Source organism: Bacillus inaquosorum KCTC 13429, from assembly GCF_000332645.1.
Classification (GTDB): Bacteria; Bacillota; Bacilli; order Bacillales; family Bacillaceae; genus Bacillus; species Bacillus inaquosorum.
This window is the reverse complement of the sequence record NZ_AMXN01000003.1, coordinates 1-25287: the sequence shown is the minus strand read 5'-3', so window position 1 is coordinate 25287 and position 25287 is coordinate 1. Positions and strand designations below refer to the sequence as shown.

Sequence of the window (25287 nt, the reverse complement as noted above, 5' to 3'; positions counted from 1 at the left end):
CCCTCCTGGGCGCTTTATTTTAAAATCCGTAATTGTTCCCAAGCCGGAAGCTGTTTAGCCTCGCAAATTAATTTGCACAAATGGATCGAATGTTCGAGTTCTTGTTCTGAAAGCTCATCTTCATGTATTTCCATTCTCTTTTTCAGCTCTTGGATTTGCGTAAATAATGGCGTCGTCATGTTGGAATAAGCCAATGAATCCTTATTGTAATTTCGCGCAATGGTGGATTGAATCATCAATTTATTGAGTTGTTTTTTGCGTAAGTGGACAATATTTTTATTTCTTTCCGCTGAATTGGAAAGTAGATGAAGATCAGATGTCTGCCCTAAAGAATAAGGTGCAATATGATTCGTTATTTTTCTCAGCAGACTGGCTAAGACATTCTTTGGGCCCATTTCGATGACTTCCGTCACTCCGTGTAAAAGCAAGTAATGCATCGATTCTGTCCATCTTACCGGCATCGTCATGTGCTGCTTGAGATGTTCGTTGATCGAATTTCCGCGGCTGTAAGGGTGCGTCGTGACATTCGAAATGATCGGCCATGCGGCATCCCGGAAGGAATACCGGTGTAATACAGTCTGGAATTGTTCGGATGCTGATCGTATCATCGAACTGTGAAAAGGCGCACTGACATTCAAATAAGTATATTTGGCCCTCTTTTCCTCCGCCATCCTGATGACACGTTCCACAGCTTGCCGATGTCCGGAAATCACATGCTGCTGATCTGAATTCATGCAGGCGACACCTGCGGGAAATTCTTCCGTCGACACTTTCGAACATATTTCTTGCAATGTTTGAAGAGGGAGCTGAGTCACGGCGGCCATCGCCCCCTGCTGCTGAGGATCCGCATTTTGCATAAGAATTCCCCGCTGCCTTACAAGTGTAACGGCATCATGAAATGAAAGAGCGCCAGCACAGACAAGCGCAGAGTATTCGCCTAAACTATGACCTGCAAGAAAGCGAGGCTTAACCCCTATCTCCTGCATATACACTTGAAAAGCAATCACACTGACGGTTAAAATAGCGGGCTGCGCATTCATTGTCTTTGTCAATTCATTTATATCACCGTTAAAACACAGTTTTTTTACATCCAAGGAGATCGCATCGCTCGCTTCTTCAAATAATCTCTTTGCGAGCACAAAATCATTCCAAAAACTTTTGCCCATTCCTACAAATTGAGATCCTTGTCCAGGAAATAAAAAGGCAAGATTGTTCATGAGCTCCCTCCGATCACATTGAACAGAGATACAATATTATACAAAATATCCCTTTATCTAACATCCTAGCATGATTATAATAAATGTGTATAGAATACTTTTGTAGGAGTTATTGTTCGGTTTTACAAAGGGCTTGGATTACATTTGTTCATTAAATATAAAATGGGGCTGACACCGAGAAATCAGTCTTTAAGAGAGATGACAGGAGTCGGAATGGAAGGCTGTTACCGACTCTTCTTCACTTAGGCCGCGCCCTCGATGTTCATATGTTTTAGGTCTATCGACATAATTGTGTCAGAAATTCCATATTTTTGTTTTTTATAAAAATTAATCTGTATATCTGTGAAGGATTGTAAACTGATGGCGCTTGTTTATAGATGTTGCACAAGAAATGGATCTTGATGAGGAAACTCTGCGAGGATGAAATACGACGCAGAACATATGAATGATCCTGCTTGGATACTGATTGATCGCAGTAAATCGGTCCATTACATTGCTGAATGCGAGCTGCATCATCATAAGAGGAATATATCATTAGAAACAAATTGTTTTGGTTCTGGTTCAGTCTTGCTGTAGGCTGTTAGGGAATCAAGGCGCGGAACTTTTCAAGCTATTGAATTCCGGCTGCTTCTTCTGCTGATTCCTGTTTCCATTATTCTCTTCTTTGTAAGACATTTCGTTAGCATTCCGCAAACCCCTTTCGAAGCCCGTCATATTTTGTCATCCATATGTGAACAAGGTATTCAGGCACAAAAAACAGCCGTTCAGAGCGGCTGTTTTTTTCAAGAGTATAAGAACTATTGAACGGTATATACGCCGTCATTGACTACGGCCTGACCTGTGGTTTGCCCTTTTTCTACCGTAGCTGTTTGATGTACGGCAATCGTTAAAGGGCGGATCGTTTTGATCGGTTCATTAACGCTTTCAAGCTGAATCTGCATAAAATCAGTGTCCGAGAAGCCTTTATGTAATAAGCATTCACCGCTTCCTGTAAATCGTTGTAAGTGATGAGCTGTTCTCAGCGGGAAATGTGTTTTCCGTCTTGTTCATGGGGACGTCATGGGAAGTTCTCATTCTGACACTGTAATATATTTTTTCCTGCATCACATTTCCCTTCTTTCTCGTATGGAAATTAATGTTAACTAAATAACGTTAACACTTAGGTTCCTAGCAAAATGCGCCAACCCAAACTATCAAAATGGTAACTTAATGAATCTGCAAGACCCCATTACTTTTCATGTTTTGTTCATATTTTATTAATTGTTTATTCAACACTGTCCGCTAAAGTAATCCATATCAACAAATAAGAAAGCCATCCGCATCTTTTATGAAGGGAGGTCAAAGCCGGGTGCCGTTATGCTGAAAGAAAAAATAAAGACATTAGGCCGTTTTTGCACCGTGGGCGTCGGCAATACGCTGATAGATTTTGGTGTCTTCTTTCTTCTCACCGCTTGTCATGTCCCTTATCTGCCGGCGCAGATCTGCTCCTATTCGGCAGGTATCATCAACAGCTATGTGTGGAACCGGAGTTGGACGTTTCGTGTTAAACGTAAGGCCGGCGGGAAAGAGATCGTGCGCTTTCTCATGATTAATATTGCCGCGTCTGGGATTACCTTTTTGCTGCTTTATTTGTTTCAAAAAGGCGGCTGTTCGCTTTTGGTGAGTAAGCTCGCCGCCACTATCGGCGGAATGATGGTGAATTTTATCGGAAACCGAATCTGGGTATTTGGAGATTCGCTGAAAAACATACAGGATCAGGAGTGAAGATGAATGAGAAAAAAAGTGAGAAAAGCGGTCATTCCCGCAGCGGGTTTAGGAACGAGATTTCTGCCGGCGACAAAGGCGCAGCCGAAAGAAATGCTCCCGATCGTCGACAAACCAGCAATCCAATACATTGTAGAAGAGGCCGCAGAGTCAGGAATTGAAGATATACTGATTATTACAGGGAGAAACAAACGCTCGATTGAAGATCATTTTGACCGGTCGGCGGAATTGGAATTCAATTTGCGGGAAAAAGGCAAGACGGAGACGCTTAAGGAAATGCAGCAGATTGCCGATTTGGCCAACATTCATTACATCCGCCAGAAAGAACCGCTCGGATTAGGCCATGCGGTGCTGTGTGCGGAGCATTTTATCGGAGATGAGCCTTTCGCCGTTCTCTTAGGCGATGATATTATGGTGTCTGAAAAACCGGCTCTTCGGCAATTAATGGATGTATACGATGCTTATGGCACAGAGGTTGTCGGAGTACAGTCAGTTCTCCCTGAGGATGTCAGCAAATATGGTATTATAAATACATCAGGCTCTCAAGGGCATGTGTATGAAGTGACAGATTTAGTTGAAAAGCCTTCTCCTGAAGAAGCGCCTTCGGAAATCGCCGTGATGGGACGTTACGTGCTGAATTCTTCGATCTTCCCCGTTTTGAAGTCAATTGGCAGAGGCGCGGGCAACGAAATTCAGCTCACAGATGCGCTTCGTGAGGTTTGCTGTAAGCAGCCTATCCATGCCCGGCTGCTAGAAGGAAATCGATATGACATTGGCGATAAGCTGGGCTGTTTTAAAGCGAGCACTGAAATCGGCTTAATGCGCCCCGAAATGAGATCTCAGCTTTTGGCTTATTTAGAAGATGTGATCAAACGGGAAACGAAAGAAATGCTGCGATAAAAAAATTGTAACCATCTTGCTCGTCAATCAGTCATATAATAGTGAAAAAGATTAGGACAGGTTGTGAAGAATGTGGGCAGTTTGATAAGCGAAATTTTAACATGGCTGACGAATATGGGATATGCGGGCATTGCAATTGGCTTAATGATTGAGATCATCCCGAGTGAAATTGTATTGGCCTATGGCGGCTATATGGTATCGGAAGGCACGATTGGATTTGTTGGCGCAATTATTGCGGGTGTTATCGGGGGCACCATTGCCCAGATCTTTATTTATTGGATCGGACGCTATGGCGGCAGACCGTTTTTGGACAAATACGGGAAGTACTTATTGATTAAAAAGCATCATATTGACATGTCAGAAAACTGGTTTCAAAAGTACGGAACGGGTGTTGTCTTCTCGGCACGTTTTATACCAGTTGTCAGACATGCGATATCCATTCCCGCAGGCATTGCCAAAATGCCGTTTCTCAAATTTGTGGTACTGACTGTACTTGCTATCATACCGTGGTCTATCCTCTTTGTTTATTTAGGCATCCAGCTTGGAAGTCAGTGGGATGATGTTGAGAACATTGCAGGTACTTATACAACGCCGATAATGATACTGGCGATTGTCGTTATCGCCCTTTATTTTGTGATTAAAAAACGTGCAGCCATATTTAAACGATAGCTAGCGGATATGCATAGGGATGATTGATTCTCCCCTATGCATATTTTTTTATCTGCGATGCTGGTTTGTCAGCTTCAAATGCTCCGCTAAAAATGCGACAAATACTTCATCACGCACGAGTGATGCGGCATAATTTCTTTTAATAAACCATTCTGCTTCTTCAAATGCTGCGAATGTTTCATCCTGTGTTTCCCCGTTAATTTGGATATTCCACTCGTTGTTTAAAGGGAACAGAAAAAATCTCATTTGTGCGCGATTTTCGTATAATGATCCGTTCGCTGATCCCTTTAGATTATAGGTGTTACGGAAAGCATCAGGCCGGACAGGATCAATCCGGAATGCTTCAGCAACAAACAAATCATATACTTCGTCGGTTATCGAACAGCCTGATGCCTTTGCATGCCCTCCTCCTCCGTATCGGCCAGCGATTTCTGAAACATCGACGTAATCATGAATGGTGCGCAGGCTGACCCGTTTTGACCCCATGCTTAAAATCGCAATGTAATCGAGATGCGGATTTTCTTTTCCGAGCCTGTTTCCAAGCTCTGAATGGTACGATTCTGCGTGAACGATGCCCACACAGTGTTCATGAACAAAGGTTTGCACCATTTCCCTTTTCTTTCTCCGTAGATAGCGCTCAATTTTTGCGTCTTCTAAATCAAGCAGTTTTTCTTCAAAATCATCAAAGAAAAATTCATCATGCGCAGAAAGACGCTGAATCATTTTTTCTTCAAATTCATCAATTGACAGCAAAAAGAAAAGGTCATTAAGCCGCTTCGCCTGTTTTTGATCGTACCGCTCCCACTCCCATGTATCATATTGGCGGACGAGCTCTGTGAATTGATCTAAGGCATTTGTCGGTTTCATGAAACCATTTTCAACGAGATAGCCATATAAAAGCGATGTGGCCGATGAAAGCCGTCCATCATCGTATTCCACTTGAACAAATCCCCATTCATGCTCATTTAAATGAAGGGCTGTTTTATGGTGGTCAATCAGCTTCACTTTTCCGCCCGCATGAACATACTCATTCAATCTCTCTTCGTTTTCTTCGTTGACGGCGAGATCGGTAATGAATAACGCGTCTTGTCTGTTGCTCTCTTTCGCTTTTTCTAAAAAGTACTGGACTTGACCGTTTAAGCCGTTGACAGAGTTATACCGGACCTCAACATCTTTTCCGAATGCCAATTTTGCTACGATTCCGCACCCTACTCCGTCCAAGTCGTTATGTGAATATAAATGATACATAATGTAGGCCCCTTTTTATGATGAACTGACAATTGCCGCTAGAGGAGCGGCAGCCTTTATTTACTATTCTAAAAAACATAGCGTTTTATGCAAAGTTGATTAGTTTACATAATGTAATTATTGTAAACATTAAAAGGAGCGCTTTTTTACGCTCCTGAGTCATTGCTTTTATACCGGATACACCGGATGCTTTCGATTTGTAAATGTCATTTCCTTTGTCATGTATGCCTTTAGCCGTTTGTCCAGCTCATCCCGCAGCGAATTGGCTGGGATCACGGCATCGATGATCATTTCTGAAGCCAGGCGGTATATATTAATGTCCTCTTTATATTCCTCCCGTTTGCTGCTGATGAATTGGGCTCTCTCTTCTTTCGGCAGCTCGGTGATTTTTTTAGCATAGACGGCATTTACAGCTGCTTCAGGGCCCATGACGGCGATTTGGGCGGTTGGGAGCGCTAAGCAGCAATCCGGTTCAAAGGCCGGCCCAGCCATTGCGTACAACCCCGCACCGTATGCTTTTCGGACAATGACAGAGAGCTTAGGGACGGTTGCCTCCGACATCGCTGAAATCATTTTTGCCCCGTGCCTGATAATACCCGCTTGTTCTACCTTTGTGCCGATCATAAAGCCGGGGATATCTGCTAAGAACAGCAATGGGATATGAAACGCGTCACATAAGGTAATAAACTTAGCCGCTTTGTCTGCGGAATCGTGGAATAAGACGCCTCCTTTTACCTTTGGCTGATTTGCAATAATACCGACAGGCTGTCCTTGGATTCGTGCGAGGCCCGTTATTAATTCTGGTGCAAATAAAGCTTTGATTTCAAAAAATGAGCCTTCATCAATGACCCGCTCAATCAGCTCATGCATATCAAAAGGTGCATTTTGGTTTTGCGGAATGACGTCGGCAAGCGGGATGTCGAAGTGTTTTGGCGGGCGTTTCTTTTGCATGGGCGCTTTTTCTTGATAATTTGCCGGAAAGTACGATAAATAAGCCCGTGCCAGACGTATGGCTTCTTCTTCAGTTTTTGCAAGAATATCTCCGCACCCTGAGATTGAGCAATGCATACGGGCGCCTCCCATTTCTTCGAGGGACACTTTTTCGCCAATGACCATTTCTGCCATCCGCGGCGAGCCTAAATACATGGAGGCGTTACCATCTACCATGACGACAATGTCACAGAAGGCTGGAATATAAGCGCCTCCTGCCGCAGACGGGCCGAAAAGCAAGCAGATTTGCGGAATGCGTCCCGATAATTTGACTTGATTGTAAAAAATTCTTCCTGCACCGCGTCTCCCTGGAAAGACATTGATTTGGTCGGTGATTCTGGCACCCGCTGAATCGACTAAATAGATGAGCGGACAGTTTAATTTTTCGGCTGTTTCTTGAATTCTGATGATTTTTTCAACGGTTTTCGCTCCCCATGACCCTGCTTTAACCGTTGAATCATTTGCCATCACACAGACGGTTTGGCCGCTGATTTTGCCGATGGCGGTTACGACTCCGTCAGCGGGAAGCCCGTCTGACATGCATTCCGCAAAAAAAGCGTCTTCAAGCTCGATGTCATCGTCAAACAAAAGAGCAAGCCGCTCTCTGACAAAGAGCTTGCCTTTTTCTTGGTTGCTCTTATGATACTTTTCCGCCCCTCCTTTTCGTATCTGTTCAGCCCGTTCTGTTCGTTCCTTTTCATAATCCATGAGCATTGCCTCCCTTTTATATTCCCTTGTATACGGCCCGTCTTTTTTCTTGAAACGCCTGAAGCCCTTCTCTCCTGTCTTTTGTCGGAATGGTATGTTCATATGCTTTTTGTTCAATCGCCAGACCTGTAGCGAGATCTGTCTCCAACCCTTTATTGATTGCGAATTTAGCCTGACGGACAGCGATCGGCCCGTTAGCAGAAATGGCTGCGGCCAGCTCTTCTGCTTTTGGCATGAGGTCACAAGAAGCCGTGACATGCTCTACAAGGCCTATCTCTTTTGCTTTGTGTGCAGTTACACGTGTGCCAGTATAAATTAATTCTTTTGCTTTTCCTCTGCCAATCAGACGCGGCAGCCTTTGGGTTCCTCCGGCGCCTGGGATAATGGCTAACCCTGTTTCTGGAAGGCCCAGCACAGCAGATTCAGCTGCGATTCGAAGGTCGCATGCCAATGCCAATTCAAGCCCGCCGCCTAATGCGCTTCCGTTTATCGCAGCTATGACCGGCTGCGGCAAGGATTCAAGTAAAGCCGCGGTTCTTTGAATGAGAGATACACTTTCCAGAACCTGATCTTCTTTCAGTTTTATCCGTTCTTTCAGATCTGCCCCCGCGCAAAACGCTTTTTCACCGGTGCCTGTGAGGATAACGCAGCGGATGTTTGAGTTGAATTCAATTTCCTGAAGAATCAATTGCAGGCTTCTAAGCATTTCCGCTGAAAGAGCATTTGCCGCCTGAGGCCTGTTTAAGGTGATCACGGCAATGTGATCATTTTGGACAGTAAAAAGAATAGATTCTCCCATTGTTTTTGTCCTCTCTTTAATCAAGATGATTTAAATACCTGTAAATTTCGGCTCGGCAGCTGTTTGCCTATTTTCTCTTCTATCCATTTGGCTGCGGATAGCAGTTTATCCAGCTTTATATTGGTTTTGATATCCATCTGTTCAAGCATGTACACGATATCCTCAGTTGCGGCGTTTCCTGACGAACCTGGAGCATATGGGCAGCCACCAAGCCCGCCTGCTGAGCCGTCGAACACAGTGATGCCCATTTGGAGTGCTGTGACCATGTTTGCCAGCGCCGTTCCTCTCGTATCATGAAAATGCAGGGCAATTTGATTGGCCGGAAATCGTGCCAAAAGAGCTTCAAGCACGGTTTCAACTTGAGCGGGATTTGCCGCTCCGATCGTATCTCCAAGCGACAGTTCAGAAATCCCGAATTCAAATAGGGCTTCAGAAAGGCGAATGACTTGTTCAATGGGGACATTTTTTTCGTACGGACAGCCGAAAACGGTTGAGAGGTAGGCTCTTGTTGTGAGGTTTGCTTTTTTTGCGTCATCGTTTACTTGTTTAAGAATTTGAAGAGTTTCAGAAGTGGATTTATTGATGTTTTTTCTATTGTGCGTCTCGCTTGCAGACATAAAGACACAAGCTTCGTCAATGCCTCCTTCAAGCGCATTCTCCAGCCCCTTCTGATTCGGGACAAGTGCCGCGTACGTTACCCCTTTTACACGGTCTATGCCTTTTGCCACGTCTATAGCATCTCGAAGTGCCGGAATCCATTTTGGGTGAACGAAGGATGTGATTTCGATATATGAAAGTCCAGTCCGGGAAAGCTGGTTGATCCAAGCGATTTTGTCTTCTGTTGCGATCCAGACGGACTCGTTTTGTAAGCCGTCACGCGGGCCGACTTCTTTGATTTTCACTTTTTTAGGATATGACATTGTCTTCCTCCAGTTTATTGAGTGGAATCGCTCAGTTCGAGCAGCACGTCTCCTTCATTCACGAAATCGCCCTCATTTTTTTTGACTTCTTTTACGGTTCCGCTTCTGTCTGCAACGATCGGAATTTCCATTTTCATTGATTCCAAAATGGCAACTTCCTGGCCTTTTTCAATTTGGTCGCCAGCTTTGACGTGCACTTTCCACAGGTTTCCCGCCATTTGTATCTTAACTGTCATGACAACTGCCTCCTTTATAGGTGTTGTTTCAAAAAGTCAGTCGTGACATCCCCTTCTTTAAATGCTTTTGATGAAGCAGCCTGTATGAGAAGCGGGAGATTTGTTTTGATTCCCTCTATCCGGTAGTTACGGAGCGCTGTCTCCAGTTTTTCAATTGCCTCCGCTCTGTTTTGGCCTTTGACAATCATTTTGGCGATCATCGGGTCATAAAAAGGAGTGACGGTGCTGTCTTTTGCTACTGCACACTCGTGTCTGACTCCTTTTTGGTCAGGGAGTGAAAATGCAGTGATTGTACCCGGTGACGGATAGAAGGTCTTGGGATCTTCCGCATATATTCGGACCTCTATCGCATGCCCGTTTCGTTTGATGTCTTCCTGTGAGAATGTGAGTGTATGGCCCGCAGCAATCCGCAGCTGCTGCTCAACTAAGTCCAGGCCTGTTATTTCTTCAGTCACGGGGTGTTCAACCTGCAATCTCGTATTCATTTCGAGGAAGTAAAAGTTTTGGTTCGGGTCAACTAAAAATTCGATGGTGCCCGCGTTTGTATAGCTGATCGCTTTTGCTGCTTTTACGGCCGTTTGCCCGATCTTCATTCTCAATTCATCGTCTAAAAATGATGACGGCGCTTCTTCAATGACCTTTTGATGCCGCCTTTGTACAGAGCAATCGCGTTCAAACAGGTGTACTGTATGGCCGTGCTGATCGGCCAAAAGCTGAACTTCGATGTGGCGGGCATGTTCAATCACTTTCTCTATATACATCGATCCGTCACCGAAAAAATCTGCTGCGCGCTTTTTGTTCCCCTCGTACGCCTTTATTAATGCTTCCTCGTTTTTTACAAGCTGCATTCCGATGCCTCCTCCGCCCGCTGAAGCTTTCAGCATGACAGGGTAGCCGATTTGATTTGCAGCGTGACAGGCTGCCTGTACGTCTCCGAGGGATTCAGAAACACCGGGAACGACAGGGACACCTGCAGCCTCCATTGCTTTTCGTGCTTCAATTTTGCTGCCCATTTTTGCAATGATATCGGGTGAAGGTCCGATAAACACGATGTTTTCTTGCTTGCAGCGTTCTGCGAATCGGCTGTTTTCTGATAATAACCCGTAGCCGGGATGGATGGCGTCGGCGTTTGCTTTTTTCGCCGTCTCTATGATTCTCTCTATATTTAAATAGCTTTCACTGACTCTTGATTCCCCAATTAAATAGGACTCTGTGGCTTCCTTTGTATGGAGCGCGTCTCGGTCTGCTTCAGAAAAAACCGCAGCCGTTTTGATGCCGAGACGGCTGCACGTTCGGATAATTCTCATTGCAATTTCTCCGCGGTTGGCGATCAGTACTTTTGTAAACATGACTTCACCTCATTGACATGATGATAAGCGGTACATTTCAATCGTTTTTTCACGCAGTTTATATTTTTGAATTTTGCCTGAAGCTGTCATCGGATAGTCGTCTGTAAAAATAACATAACGCGGAATTTTGTGGCGGGCGATTTTCCCTTTGCAATAGGCTTTAAGCTCTTCAGGTGAAACGCTTTTTCCATCTTTCAGTTTAATCCAGGCTGCGGCCTCCTCCCCGAATTTGGCGTCAGGCACACCAACGACCTGTACATCTAAAATAGCAGGATGCCGGTATAGGAATTCTTCGATTTCCCGCGGATAAATGTTCTCGCCGCCTCTAATGAGCATGTCTTTTAATCTTCCGGTGATGCGGCAGTACCCGTCTTCATCCATGACAGCAAGATCACCGGTGAATAGCCATCCGTCGGGATTGATTGCTTTTCTAGTCGCTTCTTCGTCTTTATAATAGCCTTTCATGACGTGGTAGCCGCGGGTGCATAGCTCTCCTTGCACGCCTCTTTGAACTTCTTGACATGTCCCGGGTTCTACGATTTTCACTTCTGCATGAGGCAGGGCACGGCCGGTTGTTTCGACCCTCCGGATGAAGGAATCATTTGCCCTTGTTTGCGTAATGACCGGTGAGGCTTCAGTTTGACCATAGGCGATGGTAATGTCTTTCATGCCCATCTTTTCAATGACAGCTTTCATCACTTCACTCGGACAGGGAGAACCGGCCATGATGCCTGTTCGGAGCGTCGATAAATCATATGCTTCAAAATCCGGATGATGCAGCTCTGCGATAAACATGGTCGGCACGCCGTGGAGCGCTGTGCATTTCTCTTTTTCTACCGTTTTAAGGACGGTAACCGGATCAAATTCTTGTACAGGTATCATGGCTGCCCCGACGGACACACACGCCAAAACCCCGAGCACGCATCCGAAGCAGTGAAAAAATGGAACCGGGATGCACATGCGGTCTTGAGAGGTTAATGCCATACATTCAGCGATATTGGCAGCGTTATTGATGACATTAAAATGGGTCAGCATCACTCCTTTAGGAAATCCAGTCGTTCCTGATGTGTATTGCATATTAATCACATCGTCTTTTTCAAGGCTGTTCATTCTTGCTTCCAGCTCAGCATCCGTCACTGTTTTCGCCAATATCTCTGTATCGTCCCAATGATACATGCCAGGCAAACGTTTTTCGCCAATATAAATGAGCGTTTTTAAAAAGGGATAACGTTCTGAGTTCAGCTGGCCGGGCTTTGCTTCCTGCGACTCTGGAATTAGGCTGTTCACGATATCTGTGTAAGAAGTGCCCCGGTAAGAATCCATGACAATAAGCGCCGCAGCATCTGATTGCTTCAGCAAGTAATCGAGCTCGTGTGCTTGATAATTGGTATTGACGGTAACGAGCACGGCTCCGATTTTCGCGGTGGCGAACTGAACGGCAAGCCATTCGGGGATATTCGAAGCCCATATGGCTACGTGGTCTCCTTTCCCAAGCCCCATCCGCATAAGTCCTTTAGCGGTTTGACGGCACAGACTGTTAAATTGGGCGTACGTATAGCGGATATTTCTGTCTGGATAAACAACCGCTTCTTGATCGGGATAGGTTTCAGCGATTTGTTCCAGCAGTCTGCCGATTGTGGAATGGATGAGTTCAGCCATGCAATGTTCCTCCTTTCCAAGTGATCGAAAGCGTTTACATTTTATTTTAAAAGCTGTCTGGCGATCACGATACGCTGAATTTCAGATGTGCCTTCACCGATTTCCATTAATTTTGCGTCCCGCAGCATCCGTTCTACCCCATATTCTTTCATGTAGCCTGAACCTCCATGGATTTGAATGGCTTGATTGCAAGCCCTTGTCGCCATTTCAGATGCAAACAGCTTGGCATACGCCGCTTCTTTTGTGAATGGGCGGTGATGGTCTTTCAGCCAAGCAGCTTTTAACACCATTTGCCGGGCTAGATCAATTTCCATCGCCATGTCGGCAAGCTTAAATTGAATCGCCTGAAAGGAAGAAATCGGCTGTCCGAACTGCTTTCGTTCTTTCGCGTATGCCAATGATGCTTCAAGTGCCGCTTGGGCGATGCCGACTGCAAGAGCAGCGATGGAGATCCGTCCGCCGTCCAGCGTATATAGAAACTGCTTAAAACCTTTTGTTGGATCGCCGAGTAAGTTGCCCGCAGGCACTCTGACATCCTCAAGCAAAATTTCCGCTGTATTTGAACCCCGGACGCCCATTTTATCGTACGGGCTCGTAATCGTAAGTCCGGGTGTGTCAGTTGGCACGATCAATGCGGAGATGATGTTTTTTCCGTCTTTGTTTTTGCCTGTTACTGCGGTCACAATCACCGTACGTGCGTAGCTTGCATTCGTGATCCAGCATTTTTCGCCGTTGATCACATACTCGTCACCATTTGTAACCGCTTTTGTTTGAGTGCCTCCTGCATCTGATCCGGCATTTGGTTCCGTCAGGCCGAATGATCCGAGTGCTTTTCCCGAAGCCAGCGGCGTCAAATGCGCACGTTTTTGTTCTTCTGTTCCGAAGTAATAAAGAGGGCTTGCGCCGAGCGAGACCGCAGCAGCATAGCTTAATCCAGTACTGCCGCAGGCTTTGCCGATTTCTTCAACCGCTAAGGCATATGAAACCGTATCTCCTCCCGAACCGCCGTAATCTTCTGGAAATGGGATGCCCATCAGCCCGAGTTCACCCATTTTTTTAAATGTTTGGATCGGGAACTCGCCCGTTTGATCCACATGTTCAGCGTGAGGAGCAATCTCCTTTTTCGCAAAATCCTTTACCATTTCACGCACCATTTGCTGTTCTTTTGTCAGGTCAAAATTCACGTGGGTTCCTCCTTCACATCTTTGTAACATCCTATTAGGCGAGTTCTGTAATCATTCCCTGACAAAAGAAGTCTGAAAATTAAAACTGAATCATTTTTTATATGAAAACATCAACGGGATGAGCAAATACATGGCATAGGCGCATACCATCCATATGGCAAATGCAATGACTTGCCCCTTTGATAGTGCTGGAAAGAGGATGGGATGATTCCAAAGGGAAAACGTGTCAATCAATAACCCGATCGCTGATCCCCATATACCGAGCTTGATGACAGCGTACTGTGATCGATCGAGTTTTTGATAGAGAAAGAACACAAGGCATAAAACGAGAGCGGTGCCCGCTTCCAGGAGAAGAAAGTTCAGCAAAAAAGGTTCTTCGGCCGGATCAGCTAAAACAGCGTCTCCGAGCAGGACAAAAAATAATGTAGCACCTAACCAGACTAGAAATGAAAATGTAAGGACAAGACCTAATTTTTGAGTAAACATGTTTGGTCTCCTTTCGTGTTACGTCATTTTTTCAGTCAGCTTCAGCAGCATCAATTCGAGTTCCTGATAAACATCTTCTGATGGAAAATCATCGGAAATGAGAGACTGTATGGCAAGGCCGTCAATTAAAGCATTCAGCATTATTCCCCAGGCTGTTAAGGAAACGCCATCAATTGGAGATTCGCCCCACAATTGAGTGAGCTCTTTTGTCAGATATTGATTTTCCGATTGTAGCAGATGACTTAGCTGCTCTTTGATTTGTTCATTTTGAAAGCTTGATACGATCAGCGTTAAAAATAACCGATGATAATCTGCATTTTCTTTCGTTCGAAATTTTGCTGACAGCAATGCCTCTCTCATCTTTTCGATTGACGGGAGCCGACTGTTCTTTACGTTCGCCCATGAGCTGCCGCATACGTGGCGAACCACCTCCAGCATGAGTTTTTCTTTCGTTCGGAAATGATAATAAACCGTGCCTTGGCTGACATTTGCTTGTTCCGCAACTGATTTTAACGTCAGTTTTTCTAACCCGTTTTCTGAGATGCATTTCTTGGCTGATTCAATGAGTGTTTCTTTGGAAATGACATTTGGTTTTGCCATGAAGCTCCTCCTTATGAATTAGTTAGTTGAATAACTAACTTTTAAAAGTACTATAATATGGTACACATGAGATTTCTGCTGAAAACTTTCTTTTTTGAAAAAAGAAAGTTTTATATGTATTCGTTCTTAAGAATGCCGTATATTTCTAAATCGACAACTCCTTTTCCTGACCAATAGGAAGCTTGTCTGACTAATCCTTCTTTCATAAAATTGTTTTTTAAGAGGATTTTTTTTGAAGCTTCATTTGCAGGCATGACTTCAGCTTGAATTCTGTTTACATTGGCTTTCTCAAATAAAAAGGAGATCACCGTGCTGACGGATTCCGTTGCAATGCCTTTCCCCCAGTATTCTTCAGCCAAGTAGTAGCCAATCGTTACCATGTTTACTTTTTGGTTAAAATCCATCGCTTCAATGACTCCCATCAACGTATTCTCTTGACTTTTCGAAAAAATCCCCCACTTAATTCTGCTTTTTTTGTTGTAATCCCTATCAAAATGGCCGATCATTTTATGTACCGTTTTTATGTTATGTTTAGGGATGATGCCGCAGTATTCGAATACTTTGTCATTATCGTAGATTGAAAATACATCCTGTACGTGCTCCTCTTCGATTTTACTTAATATTAAATTCTCAGATTCCAATACTGGGAAATGTCCAAAAACCGCTTCCATATTCATGTGAGTCTCTCCCTCGCTTTTTTTCTTTAACAAATTCAGCGGCTTATCTTAAGTATCCTGTCTCCACAATAACTTTTTTTAAAAAAAGACGACTTAGAAAGCCGTCCTACTCATTTCTTATTTTGTCTTTCGTTTGGAAGCCTTGCTTTCGTTATGAAGTCGGTCTGCTGAAGTGACATAATACGTATACTTCGTGTTTGGATCTGCCGTGTCATCTAAGAAGGTTTGCTGCTCATTTGTCTTTCTCGAGGTTGCCAGCAATGTTTTGTTCTTTTCCCCTTCGGCTCTGTATATCGCATAATAGGCTGTTTCTTTCGTTTTTTGATTTGATGGGTGATCTTTCATGTGCAGAAGGTTGCCGTTTTTGTTTTCGGTCACTTTCGTAAGCTTTGGCATTTTTGGGGCTGTGCTGTCAAGCCAAGGCATCTGCGGAACCAATGCCGGCTGGCTGTAAAGCTCGGTGATGAGCCTGTCTTTGATGCCAAGCGGATTTTTGTTGAGGTCTTTGAGGCTGAAATGCATACTTCCTTTTACAAGATCAAGCTGACGGTTTAAGGTGATTTGTCTTACATACTCCTCGGGGTCGGACCATGGCGGATCAAAGTTATTATTGATTTTATAAGCTGCCTGGCCAATATATAAATGAACAGGCCTATTCTTGACTTCTTTGCTCCACCAATCAGCCAGCACGTCGTAAGCTGCTGCGTTAAAGCCGATGCTCCAATAGATTTGCGGGGCAATATAATCGATGTCGCCTTCTTGAATCCAATGTCTCGTATCTGCATAAAGGTCGTCATAATTTCTGACGCCTGCCTTGGTATTCGATCCGGTCGGGTCATCTGCCGCGTTTCTCCATACGCCAAAGGGACTGATGCCGAATTTGACATATGGCTTTGCAGCTTTAATTGTTTGGTTGATTTGTTTGACAAGCTGGTTCACGTTATCCCGCCGCCAGTCATCAACGTTGGAAAAATCGTCTTTTCCGTATTGCTCATACTGTGCTTGATCAGGAAATTCCTGTCCGGCTATTTTATAAGGGTAAAAATAATCATCCATATGAACGGCATCGATATCATAACGTTTTACGACTTCTTCAATGCCTTTAACGATAAAATCTCTCGCTTCAGGAATGCCCGGATGATAATAAAGCTGTTTTCCGTAAGCGGCAACCCAGTCTGGATGCTTTCTTGCGGGGTGATCCTCAGACAATTTATTGAGGTCCGTATGATTCATCGTAATACGGTAAGGATTAAACCATGCGTGAAATTCTAAATTTCGTTTATGGGTTTCTTCAATCATAAATGCTAGCGGATCATAGCCAGGGTCTTTCCCTTGGACACCGGTTAAGTATTCAGACCAAGGTCCGTAAGCGGACGGATAAAAGGCATCTGCCGTCGGTTTAATCTGAACAATAACGGCATTCATCCCCATTTTTTGTACATCGTCCAGCAGTTTGATATACTCCTGCTTTTGCTCTTCCACTGATAAACCTTTTTTTGACGGCCAATCAATGTTTAATACGGAAGCAATCCATACGGCTCTCAGTTCCCTGTCCGGCTGCGCATTGGCCATAAACGGAACGGATATGACAAACGTTCCGATGATCAAGCTGACAAGGAAACGGACAATCGACTTTTGACAAACCTTCATTCTGTTTCTTCTCCCCCATTACATCACTTTCACTATTCGCTATTACGGTATTCCCGGGCTGTAAAAGGGTGCTTAATCGAATGGAAGAAATCAGGATTTATGTCTATATCACCAGATAAATAAAAAAGTCCTGAAGCATTTTATTCCTCTGCTTTAGGACTTTTTATCATTTATCATAGTTTGCAGGCTCTTTAACACATCAATGAGTTTCACGCCGACACCGACAGCTGTTTCAAGAATCGCCTGTGCTCCTGCGATGGCTAAAATAAAGATCACTGGAACTGCAATACGAGGCAAAAAGAGATAGCCCAGCCCGATCAAGATGGCACACCAAACGCCGGCACACCAGTAGCAGTTCAGCATGTATCCAAAGTTAGAAGCCGGCACGCTTTTTTCGTTCACATGCCCGTTTTGATCAACGATCCTTTTCTTTTTCATAAATGGTTTCCGGATAAATTCCGTGATTTTGTCGAATACAATCAAATGTGTCAGCCTGTAACTGGCAAGAATCAGCATGATAAAAGTAAGCCAAGAAAGATGGTCCATGAGAAGCCTCCAAGAAAAAGGATGATGTTATCATTCCCAAGTGTCCCTTATCCATTCTTGATACAAAAAGAAAGACGGACAGAGAATGGCCTCTGTCCGCTAGTCCGCTTTATCGTTTGTGCAGTATTGCTTGATTTGAAGTGATCTTGTCTAAAATGTCAAGGATGATGTCAGCGTTCTTTTCAGCATATGCGCCTTCCAGCATGTCTTTGTGAGCGCCAAAACCAGTATATTCGCTGTAGTTTCCGTAGGCAGCGCCTTTCCATTTCATTAAGCCTGTATGCCCGCTGGTTTCAGTTTGGACTCCAGCTTCGATGAAATGAATGTTTGCTTTGATGTGTCCTTTATTCAGCAACTGCGCCCAATATTCCTGATAGTTTCTTTTTTTCTTCATCACCTTTTCTCTGACTGCTTCAGGCAGGTATGCTGCAGATTCGTCATTGCCGGTATCCATAGACAAAGGCTGTTCTTTTAAATAAGCGTCCACGATAATGAAGTCACTGACTTCCAATCCTCTGCGTTCCATAGCCTGTGCCACTTCAAAAGCCAGGTTTCCGCCTGCAGAGTAGCCTAATAAAACATATGGGCCATCAGGCTGTATGTCCGTCATGCAATTGACATATTGTTCAATGCGGTTGTCATGTTCAATAAAGTGAAATCCGTATACAGCTGCCTTGTCATTCAGCAATAAAGCAAGTTCTTTGAAATAAATGCCAAAGCCTGATATCGGCGGGAAGCAAAAAAGATTTTGCGCACCGTGCTGATTCAGTTTGATCACATGCTGTTCATCTGCCGCTGTCAGCTGTTTGGAATAAAGTTTTTCGGCAAGCTGAGCAATTGTCGGATGTTCGAACAAGAAATCAATCGGTATGTCAATTTGCTGCTGGTGCTTCAGTGTGTGTATGACCTGCAGCGCTTTTAGTGAATGTCCGCCAAGAGCAAAGAAGTCATCATCAATACTGATTGTGTTGACACCGAGGACATTCTTCCAAATGTTCGCCAATTCTTCTTCAACCAAGTTTCTTGGCAATGTGATGTCCTGTCGTTTGTCAGACTTGTTTGCTGGAATAGGAAGAGCGCTGCGGTCTATTTTTCCGTTTCCGGTAAGCGGCATCCGCTCCACACGCACCCAGTGCTGCGGGATCATATAGTCTGGGAGCACACGCGCCAAATCGGCGCGGATATCCGTTTCTGTTCGTTTGTCATCACCGACGTAATGAGTGTACAGCTGCGCCTCTCCATCTTTTTCTCTCAATGTCACTGCCGCTTCCTGAACGCCTTCCATTTCTAACAGGCGAGCTTCAATTTCGGCGGGCTCAATTCGTTTTCCGCGGATTTTAATCTGCCTGTCAATCCTGCTGATGTATTCTAAGTTTCCATCAGGCAGCCAGCGCGCGAAATCACCGGTACGATATATTCTTTCTCCAGACAAGAATGGATGGGGAGAAAAAACAGCCTTTGTCAGGTCATCTCTGTTCAAATAGCCTTTTGCGACCCCGTCGCCGCCGACACAAAGCTCGCCGGGAACGCCTATTGGCAAAAGACGCCCTTTTGCATCTAAGATGAAAGCGGTGCTATTGCTGATTGGTTTTCCGATCGGAATCGGCCCCGCATAGTCCCTTTTCATCTCAAAAAAGGTTGAAAATGTCGTGTTTTCCGTAGGCCCGTAAATATTGTGAAGTGCCAGATCTGGACAGGCGTGTCTGACAGCATTCATAAGGGCAGGCGAGAGCGCTTCTCCGCCGACATATAACGTATGGAGCCCGCGGAACATGTCTGCTTGAGCCTGAGCCAGCTGATTAAAAAGAGCCGTTGTTAAAAATAGCACTGTGATGTCATTTTCAAGCAAATACGTCCCAAACCGATCAGGTGACAGCATTGTCGATTTATCAATGATATGAAGGCTTGCACCATGTAAAAGCGCCCCGAACATTTCAAAGGTGACGGCGTCAAAGCTGATAGATCCAGTCAGAATAAACCGGTCATCAACGGACGCAGACGTGTAATTGCTATTGCTGACAAGGGACACGACATTGCGATTCGTGATCATGACGCCTTTCGGCCGGCCTGTTGATCCTGAGGTATACATGATGTATGCAAGATCATCCGGGCTGGAGCCAATATTGATAGGGATATGGTTTTCTTCCATCAATGTCTGTGCATCTGAAGTAATACATGTTCCTGAGAACGCAGCGTTTTGCTCCAGCCCCTTTTGAACAATCAGCATTTTTGCCTGCGTTTCCTCGAGCATAAAGCTGACCCGTTCAGGCGGAAGCTCAGCATCAAGCGGGAGGTATACTCCCCCTGCTTTTAAAACAGCAAGCACACTGATAATAAATTCAGGAGAATGAGCAGCCAATATTCCGGCTGTCTCGTTTTTCCGAAACCCATTTTGGTATAACTCTCTGGCAAGTGCATTAGAGCGTTTATCAAGCTCTTCATACGAAAAAGACATATTATCATACACAAGTGCGGTATGGTCTGGCGTCTCTTCTGCTTGTTCACGAAATAAATCTATGATTGTATGATTCTTTGGATACTCTGTTTTTGTATTGTTGAACTGTGTGACAATCTGCTCTTTTTCTGTTACATCAAGAAAAGAAAAATCTGCAATGGGAATATCAGGGTGCTGTGCCGCTGTGCTTAGTGCTTGTGTCAATTGCCTCTTGATACAGCTGATCCATGCAGCATCGTAAACAAACGCATTATAGCTGAACTTAATAACAAGTTCTTCCCCGGGAGCAACGACAAGGTTAAAGTTATATCCTGATTGCTCGGATACCTTAACTTGATCGATTTGCAATGGTGAATCGGCGCGATCAGCTGAATCGGCGATTTTCTGCTGTAACGGATAGTTTTCAAATACAATAATGTGATCAATCAGTTCCTGTTTTAAAGCGGTGTTTGCCTGGATATCAAATAAAGGCTGGCAGGTGAACGGCTCAGCTTCCAGCATTTCTTTCTGGCAGCGTCTGAGCAGCTCTTGAAACGTTTCGTCTTGATGTGTTTTAATCCGAACCGGAATGGTATTGATAAACAACCCTATCATTTGCTCCACGCCCGGAATTTCTGACGGTCTGCCTGATACAACTGCGCCAAATACAACGTCGTCTGTGCGGTTATATTGCTGTAGCATCACGCCCCAGACTGCCTGAATAAGGGTGGCAAGCGTGACGCCGTGTTGTTTGGCAGTCTCTTTCAGCTTGTCTGTCAGTGGTTTATTTAATGAAAATATCAAATCTTCACGGTGATAACCTTCTTTTTTTTCTTCATCAGACACACGAGGCAGAGGTGATGGAGTGCTGTAGTTTTTTAAATAGGAACCCCAGTACTCCGCAGCTGTTTCTTTGTCTCGGTTTGTCAGCCAGGAAATATAGGTGCTGTAAGGACGGACAGGGTCCAAAGAAAGTGGTTTTCCTGCATGGATAGATTGATAAATTTGCATAAATTCCTGCAGAACGATGCCGAGGCACCAGCCGTCCATTAAAATGTGATGGTGACTCCAGAGACAGACATGCTCATCTTCAGCTGTTTTGAATAGAGAAATCCGCATCAGCATGTCTTTTTGTAAATCAAAGCCTTTCTGCTTGTCCTTCTCCTTAAAACAATCAATAAACTCATTCTGGTCGTTTATTTGCAGATGGGAAATGTCTTCGCTGTACAAATGGAATTCGCGTTCTGTCATTACGACTTGCCGAGGTCCCGACAAATGCGGGACGTGCGGCAAAAATACGGTTCTGAAAATATCATGGCGGTCGATGATGGCTTGAATACTGCGCTGAAACCAGTCATAGCTTAGGCTTCCTTTGATGGTGAAGAGCGACTGCTCAACATACGCCCCCTCCTCTTTACGAAGGAAGGAATGAAACAGCATTCCCTCCTGCATATGACTCAGAGGATAAATGTTCTTGATTTTTGTGATGTTATCCATAGTGTCTGCACCTTTCTTCACGGATTCATTAGTGAAAACTGAGCATATCAGCAATCTCTTGCAGCGCGTCCTCGGTCAGTTCTTGATCATCAAAATCGCTGATCGTCTTTTCTGTTTCTCTTTTGTTCTGGCAGTGTTCGATCAGCTGTAATAAAAATTGACGGCAATACTCGCTAAGCTGTTCCATCGTTTTGCGCTGAAAGCGGGTATTGTCATAAGTCATGTTGACAGCCATTTTTCCTTCTGCGGCGATTGCGCTGATATCCAGCGACTGTTCACGATTCCATGTTGCGCTGATATCGTCCCCGGCACCCAGCGGAGAGAAAGAGAAGGCGTCCTCCTCAGGTCCTTCAGCTGTGCTGCCGCTTTCAAACTGACCCAGATAATTGAAGCTGATTTCTGGCGAACCTGTGAAATCGATGTCTTTTTTGTCAGGCGGAGTCAAATATTTGATGACACCGTAGCCGAATCCTTTGTCCGGTACGCGTCTCAGTGTATCTTTTGTTGTTTTTAGTACATGAACCATATATTCCTCCGGATCAGGCAGATCTGAGTTCAGGTTAACCAATAATGGATAAATGGCGGTAAACCATCCAACCGTACGGCTCACATCTATTCCGTCTAATACATCCTCTCGCCCGTGGCTCTCTAATGATAGTTTGAAGGCGGATTGATTGGTCCAATGGGACAGCGCAAGAATAACAGAAGCAAGCAGCATATCCTGAGTATCTGTGTTATATGCGCTGTTGGCATCTTTTAAAAGCGCAGCTGTCTCTTTATCGCTTAATGTAAACGAAACCGTGGAACGTTTACTCTCGTTTGCTATGGTTCCGTCGATTTGATCAAAAGGCAGTGCTTCTGTTTCATATTCTTCGGTTTCACGCCAATACTTGAACTGTTTCATAAGCTGCTGGCTTCCCGCATAGTCAGAGAGCTTTTTTGTGTACGCTTTGAATGAGCTTGTTTTAGGCGGAAGCTGGATATCTTCCCCGCCTGCAGCTTGGCGATAGCCTAAAGCCAAATCCTCAAGCAGAACCCGCCACGAGATGCCGTCAACGACGAAGTGATGAGCAGATAAAAATAAGAAATCACCGTCAGTTGTGCGGAAAAGACCGGCTTGCAGCAGCGGGCCATTCTTCAAATCCATTTTCTGCTGAATATCACGTACATGGCGTTTGATAAGAGGCTCATACGATCTATTCCCGTCAGTACAGTCTGGATTTTGTAAATCAACAATGTGAAGGCCATACAGCGCTTCGTCCGAATGACTGAGCGGCCGATTATATTGACTCCACTTTCCTTGTTCATTCTGTGTAAACACCATCCGCAGCGCATCATGATGACACGTTATTGCTTTTAAAGTTTTGCGAAGTGCGTCTTCTTGTACAGAGGTGCTTCGATGCAGCATAACGGACTGATTAAAATGGTGTTTTTCTTTTATATCTTGAGAAAGAAACCATTTTTGAACAGGCGACCATTGTACGTCTCCCTCAACCGGAGCTTGGCTGGAACTTGTATCTGAATCCCGGATATAAGCTGCCAATTCTTGAATGGTCGGGTGGCTGAACAAATCTTTCACTGCCATCTGCTTTCCTATCCGGTGAAGCCGTGCGGAAACCTGTAACGCTTTGATCGAATCTCCTCCAAGCTCAAAGAATGAATCAGCTGTTCCGATTTTTTCTGCCCCCAGTACTTCCTTCCATATATCCGCCAGTATTTGTTCCATCTTGCTGGCAGGTGTGCGGAATGGACGTTCAGTTTCACCCTTGAATACAGGTTTTGGAAGTGCTCTGCGATCCAGTTTACCGTTTGGTGACAATGGAAGTGAGCCCAGTTTTTCAATAAACGCAGGAATCATGAACACCGGCAGCTTGTTTTGTAATTCTAAGCGTATCGTATCTGTGCTCAATTCTGGTTCGGTCACAACATAAGCACTTAATTCAGTTTGTCCTGATGCTGTTACATGAGCGAGTACGGTGGCGTCTTTTACACCGTTTATACAACGGATGACCGATTCAATTTCTTTCGTTTCTACACGATAGCCTCTGATTTTGACTTGTTCATCAATTCTTCCCAGATACTCGAGTGTTCCGTCGGCCATCCATCTGGCGGCGTCTCCTGTTCGGTACATTCGCATTTCAGGTTTGTATGGGTTCTGGATGAATGCTCTCTCTGTCAGCTTCGGAAGGTTGATATACCCTCTTGCAAGCCCCGTTCCCGCTATACAAAGCTCTCCCGCAACACCAATTGGCTGAAGCTGATGATTGCCATTTAAAATAAGCACTTGGGTCCCGTCAATCGGCTGGCCGATGCTTACGTATTTCTGCTTTTCCATATGTCTCATGACGGTAGTGGCCACACTGTTTTCTGTCGGTCCATATTCGTTGGCGAGTTCGGTGTGCGGACATATGGCCAGGCTACGGTTTATCAATTCGCGGTCAGCTGCTTCTCCCGCCAGAGTGACGATTCTAAGCGTCTTTACATCTTCCGGCTGCAATACATCCAAAAGCGCTCGATATAAAACAGGCACAATAATCATATGTGTAATCCGTTGATGAGACAGCTGATGCTTGATGGCCAGAATGTCCTTCGCTTCCTCTTCCTTAAGCAGAACTGCTTTTGCACCTGACAAAAGCGGTGTGAACATACTTGTTAAAAAGCCGTCAAATGAGAAAGAAAAGAGCTGCAGGATGGCGTCTGTCTCGTTGAAAGCATAAGCGTTTCGCCTCCACTGAAGAGTGTTGGCAATGCCTTTATGCTCGACCATCACCCCTTTTGGACGGCCCGTCGTCCCTGACGTATAAATGATATAAGCCAAATGATGAGCAGACGATACTTGCGGCAGCGGTGATTTGTCGTATGCCTCCGCGCTCTCTATCGTCAAGATTTCTCCTTCAAAATCAGCAAGCGCCCCCCAATCCGCTTCATTTATTGTAATAAGCAGTTTCGTTCCGCTGTCGCTGAGGATATAGCGTTTCCGTTCCACCGGGTATTCCGGATCAATGGGAACGTAACAGCCTCCTGCTTTCCAAACACCAAGTACGGCCGCTATCATGCTGAACGAACGAGGCATCATGATGCTTACTGGTGTGTCCGGTTTAACACCTCGGCTGCGCAATATACGAGCGATTCCATTGGACCACTCGTCCAACTCTTGATAAGTCAGTGTTTTGTCTCCGCTGACAAGTGCAGAAGCTTTTGGAGTTCGTGCAGCTTGCTGCTCAAACAAACGGTCAATTGTTTGTTCTTCGTATTGATTCGCTTGTCCGGTGTTAAACTCATTGAGCAGCTGGTTCCACTCTTCTTGGGTCAGGATGTCGATATGGTTGAGTGTCACCTCAGGGTTTTTAACGATGATGTTAAGTACATTAGTCAAATGCGATGCCCAGCGTTCTATAGTTGTTTTTTCAAACAGTGCGGTTGAATATTCAAAATGGAAATAAATGTTCCCGTCACCCTCAGATGCTTGTAATGTCAAATCGAATTTAGAAACGAGATGAGAAACTTGTGACGGCTTCATTTGCAAATCATTCAGATGCAATGGCTGGTGATCATTATTTTGAACGACTAACATGGCATCAAACAGCGGGTTTCTGCTCATATCCCTCGTCACCCCAAGCTTATCGACGAGCTCTTCGAACGGATAATCCTGATGCTCATACGCTTCCAATGCAGTCTCGCGCACTTCCTGCAAATACTCCACAAACGGCTTCCCGCCCTCCGGGCGTGTCCGAAGCGCCAGCGTGTTCACAAA

General features: G+C 44.8%; 19 protein-coding genes and 1 pseudogene. 3 read left to right on the top strand and 17 right to left on the bottom strand.

Annotation, left to right across the window (positions count from 1 at the left end; all coding sequences use genetic code 11):
- Window positions 1–14: 14 nt before the first annotated feature.
- Both fabD and BSI_RS22085 read right to left on the bottom strand, forming a co-directional pair.
- Complete coding sequence (gene fabD / locus BSI_RS12645; RefSeq protein WP_003238150.1) at window positions 15–1217, bottom strand: ACP S-malonyltransferase; 1203 nt, start codon at window positions 1215–1217, stop codon at window positions 15–17.
- An 824-nt stretch (window positions 1218–2041) separates the two neighbouring features.
- Window positions 2042–2321, bottom strand: a pseudogene (locus tag BSI_RS22085) (6-carboxyhexanoate--CoA ligase); the annotation flags it as partial.
- Between the two features lie 252 nt (window positions 2322–2573).
- Between BSI_RS22085 and BSI_RS12650 the strand changes: the two are divergent.
- The 3 genes from BSI_RS12650 (at window position 2574) to uptA (ending at window position 4550) form a co-directional block, all read left to right on the top strand.
- A complete protein-coding gene (locus BSI_RS12650) occupies window positions 2574–2981 on the top strand; it encodes a GtrA family protein (RefSeq protein ID WP_003238141.1) in 408 nt (135 codons plus the stop codon).
- Window positions 2982–2987: 6 nt separating this feature from the next.
- The gene (galU, locus tag BSI_RS12655; RefSeq protein WP_003238139.1) at window positions 2988–3881 is read left to right on the top strand and encodes a UTP--glucose-1-phosphate uridylyltransferase GalU; all 894 of its coding nucleotides are present in this window, start codon (window positions 2988–2990) and stop codon (window positions 3879–3881) included.
- A gap of 72 nt (window positions 3882–3953) precedes the next feature.
- Window positions 3954–4550 carry an undecaprenyl phosphate transporter UptA gene (uptA, locus tag BSI_RS12660; protein ID WP_003238137.1) on the top strand — a complete coding sequence of 199 codons (597 nt, stop codon included), beginning with the start codon at window positions 3954–3956 and terminating at the stop codon, window positions 4548–4550.
- Between the two features lie 48 nt (window positions 4551–4598).
- Here uptA and nrnB read toward each other — a convergent pair whose 3' ends face one another.
- From nrnB to BSI_RS12735, 15 genes are all read right to left on the bottom strand, one after another.
- A complete protein-coding gene (gene nrnB, locus BSI_RS12665) occupies window positions 4599–5798 on the bottom strand; it encodes an oligoribonuclease NrnB (protein WP_003238135.1) in 1200 nt (399 codons plus the stop codon).
- Between the two features lie 168 nt (window positions 5799–5966).
- Window positions 5967–7502: an acyl-CoA carboxylase subunit beta gene (locus BSI_RS12670; protein ID WP_080030815.1), complete on the bottom strand. Its 1536-nt coding sequence runs from the start codon at window positions 7500–7502 to the stop codon at window positions 5967–5969.
- A 10-nt stretch (window positions 7503–7512) separates the two neighbouring features.
- Window positions 7513–8295, bottom strand: a complete 783-nt coding sequence (locus tag BSI_RS12675) for an enoyl-CoA hydratase (protein WP_003238132.1) — start codon at window positions 8293–8295, stop codon at window positions 7513–7515.
- Between the two features lie 20 nt (window positions 8296–8315).
- Window positions 8316–9215, bottom strand: coding sequence for a hydroxymethylglutaryl-CoA lyase (gene ldeG, locus BSI_RS12680; protein WP_003238130.1), 900 nt, complete (start codon window positions 9213–9215; stop codon window positions 8316–8318).
- A 14-nt stretch (window positions 9216–9229) separates the two neighbouring features.
- Window positions 9230–9451: an acetyl-CoA carboxylase biotin carboxyl carrier protein subunit gene (locus BSI_RS12685; protein WP_003238128.1), complete on the bottom strand. Its 222-nt coding sequence runs from the start codon at window positions 9449–9451 to the stop codon at window positions 9230–9232.
- A 14-nt stretch (window positions 9452–9465) separates the two neighbouring features.
- Window positions 9466–10800 (bottom strand): acetyl-CoA carboxylase biotin carboxylase subunit, encoded by a 1335-nt coding sequence (locus tag BSI_RS12690; protein ID WP_003238126.1) that lies wholly within the window; start codon window positions 10798–10800, stop codon window positions 9466–9468.
- A gap of 9 nt (window positions 10801–10809) precedes the next feature.
- Entirely contained in the window at window positions 10810–12459 is a 1650-nt protein-coding gene (locus tag BSI_RS12695) for an AMP-binding protein (RefSeq protein WP_003238124.1), read from the bottom strand.
- A gap of 41 nt (window positions 12460–12500) precedes the next feature.
- Window positions 12501–13643 (bottom strand): acyl-CoA dehydrogenase family protein, encoded by a 1143-nt coding sequence (locus BSI_RS12700; RefSeq protein ID WP_003238122.1) that lies wholly within the window; start codon window positions 13641–13643, stop codon window positions 12501–12503.
- A 90-nt stretch (window positions 13644–13733) separates the two neighbouring features.
- Entirely contained in the window at window positions 13734–14054 is a 321-nt protein-coding gene (locus tag BSI_RS12705; protein WP_080030829.1) for a DUF5367 family protein, read from the bottom strand.
- Window positions 14055–14147: 93 nt separating this feature from the next.
- The gene (locus BSI_RS12710; RefSeq protein WP_003238118.1) at window positions 14148–14729 is read right to left on the bottom strand and encodes a TetR/AcrR family transcriptional regulator; all 582 of its coding nucleotides are present in this window, start codon (window positions 14727–14729) and stop codon (window positions 14148–14150) included.
- Between the two features lie 110 nt (window positions 14730–14839).
- Window positions 14840–15406 carry a GNAT family N-acetyltransferase gene (locus BSI_RS12715; RefSeq protein WP_003238116.1) on the bottom strand — a complete coding sequence of 189 codons (567 nt, stop codon included), beginning with the start codon at window positions 15404–15406 and terminating at the stop codon, window positions 14840–14842.
- Window positions 15407–15523: 117 nt separating this feature from the next.
- On the bottom strand, window positions 15524–17056 hold the full coding sequence (locus BSI_RS12720) for a glycoside hydrolase family 10-like protein (protein WP_003238114.1): 1533 nt from the start codon (window positions 17054–17056) through the stop codon (window positions 15524–15526).
- A 153-nt stretch (window positions 17057–17209) separates the two neighbouring features.
- Window positions 17210–17602 (bottom strand): DUF1360 domain-containing protein, encoded by a 393-nt coding sequence (locus BSI_RS12725; protein WP_003238112.1) that lies wholly within the window; start codon window positions 17600–17602, stop codon window positions 17210–17212.
- A gap of 109 nt (window positions 17603–17711) precedes the next feature.
- Window positions 17712–21554 carry a non-ribosomal peptide synthetase gene (locus BSI_RS12730; RefSeq protein WP_080030814.1) on the bottom strand — a complete coding sequence of 1281 codons (3843 nt, stop codon included), beginning with the start codon at window positions 21552–21554 and terminating at the stop codon, window positions 17712–17714.
- 7 nt (window positions 21555–21561) lie between these two features.
- Window positions 21562–25287 (bottom strand): non-ribosomal peptide synthetase (locus tag BSI_RS12735; RefSeq protein ID WP_032731996.1); only part of this gene is annotated, 3726 nt, incomplete at its 5' end.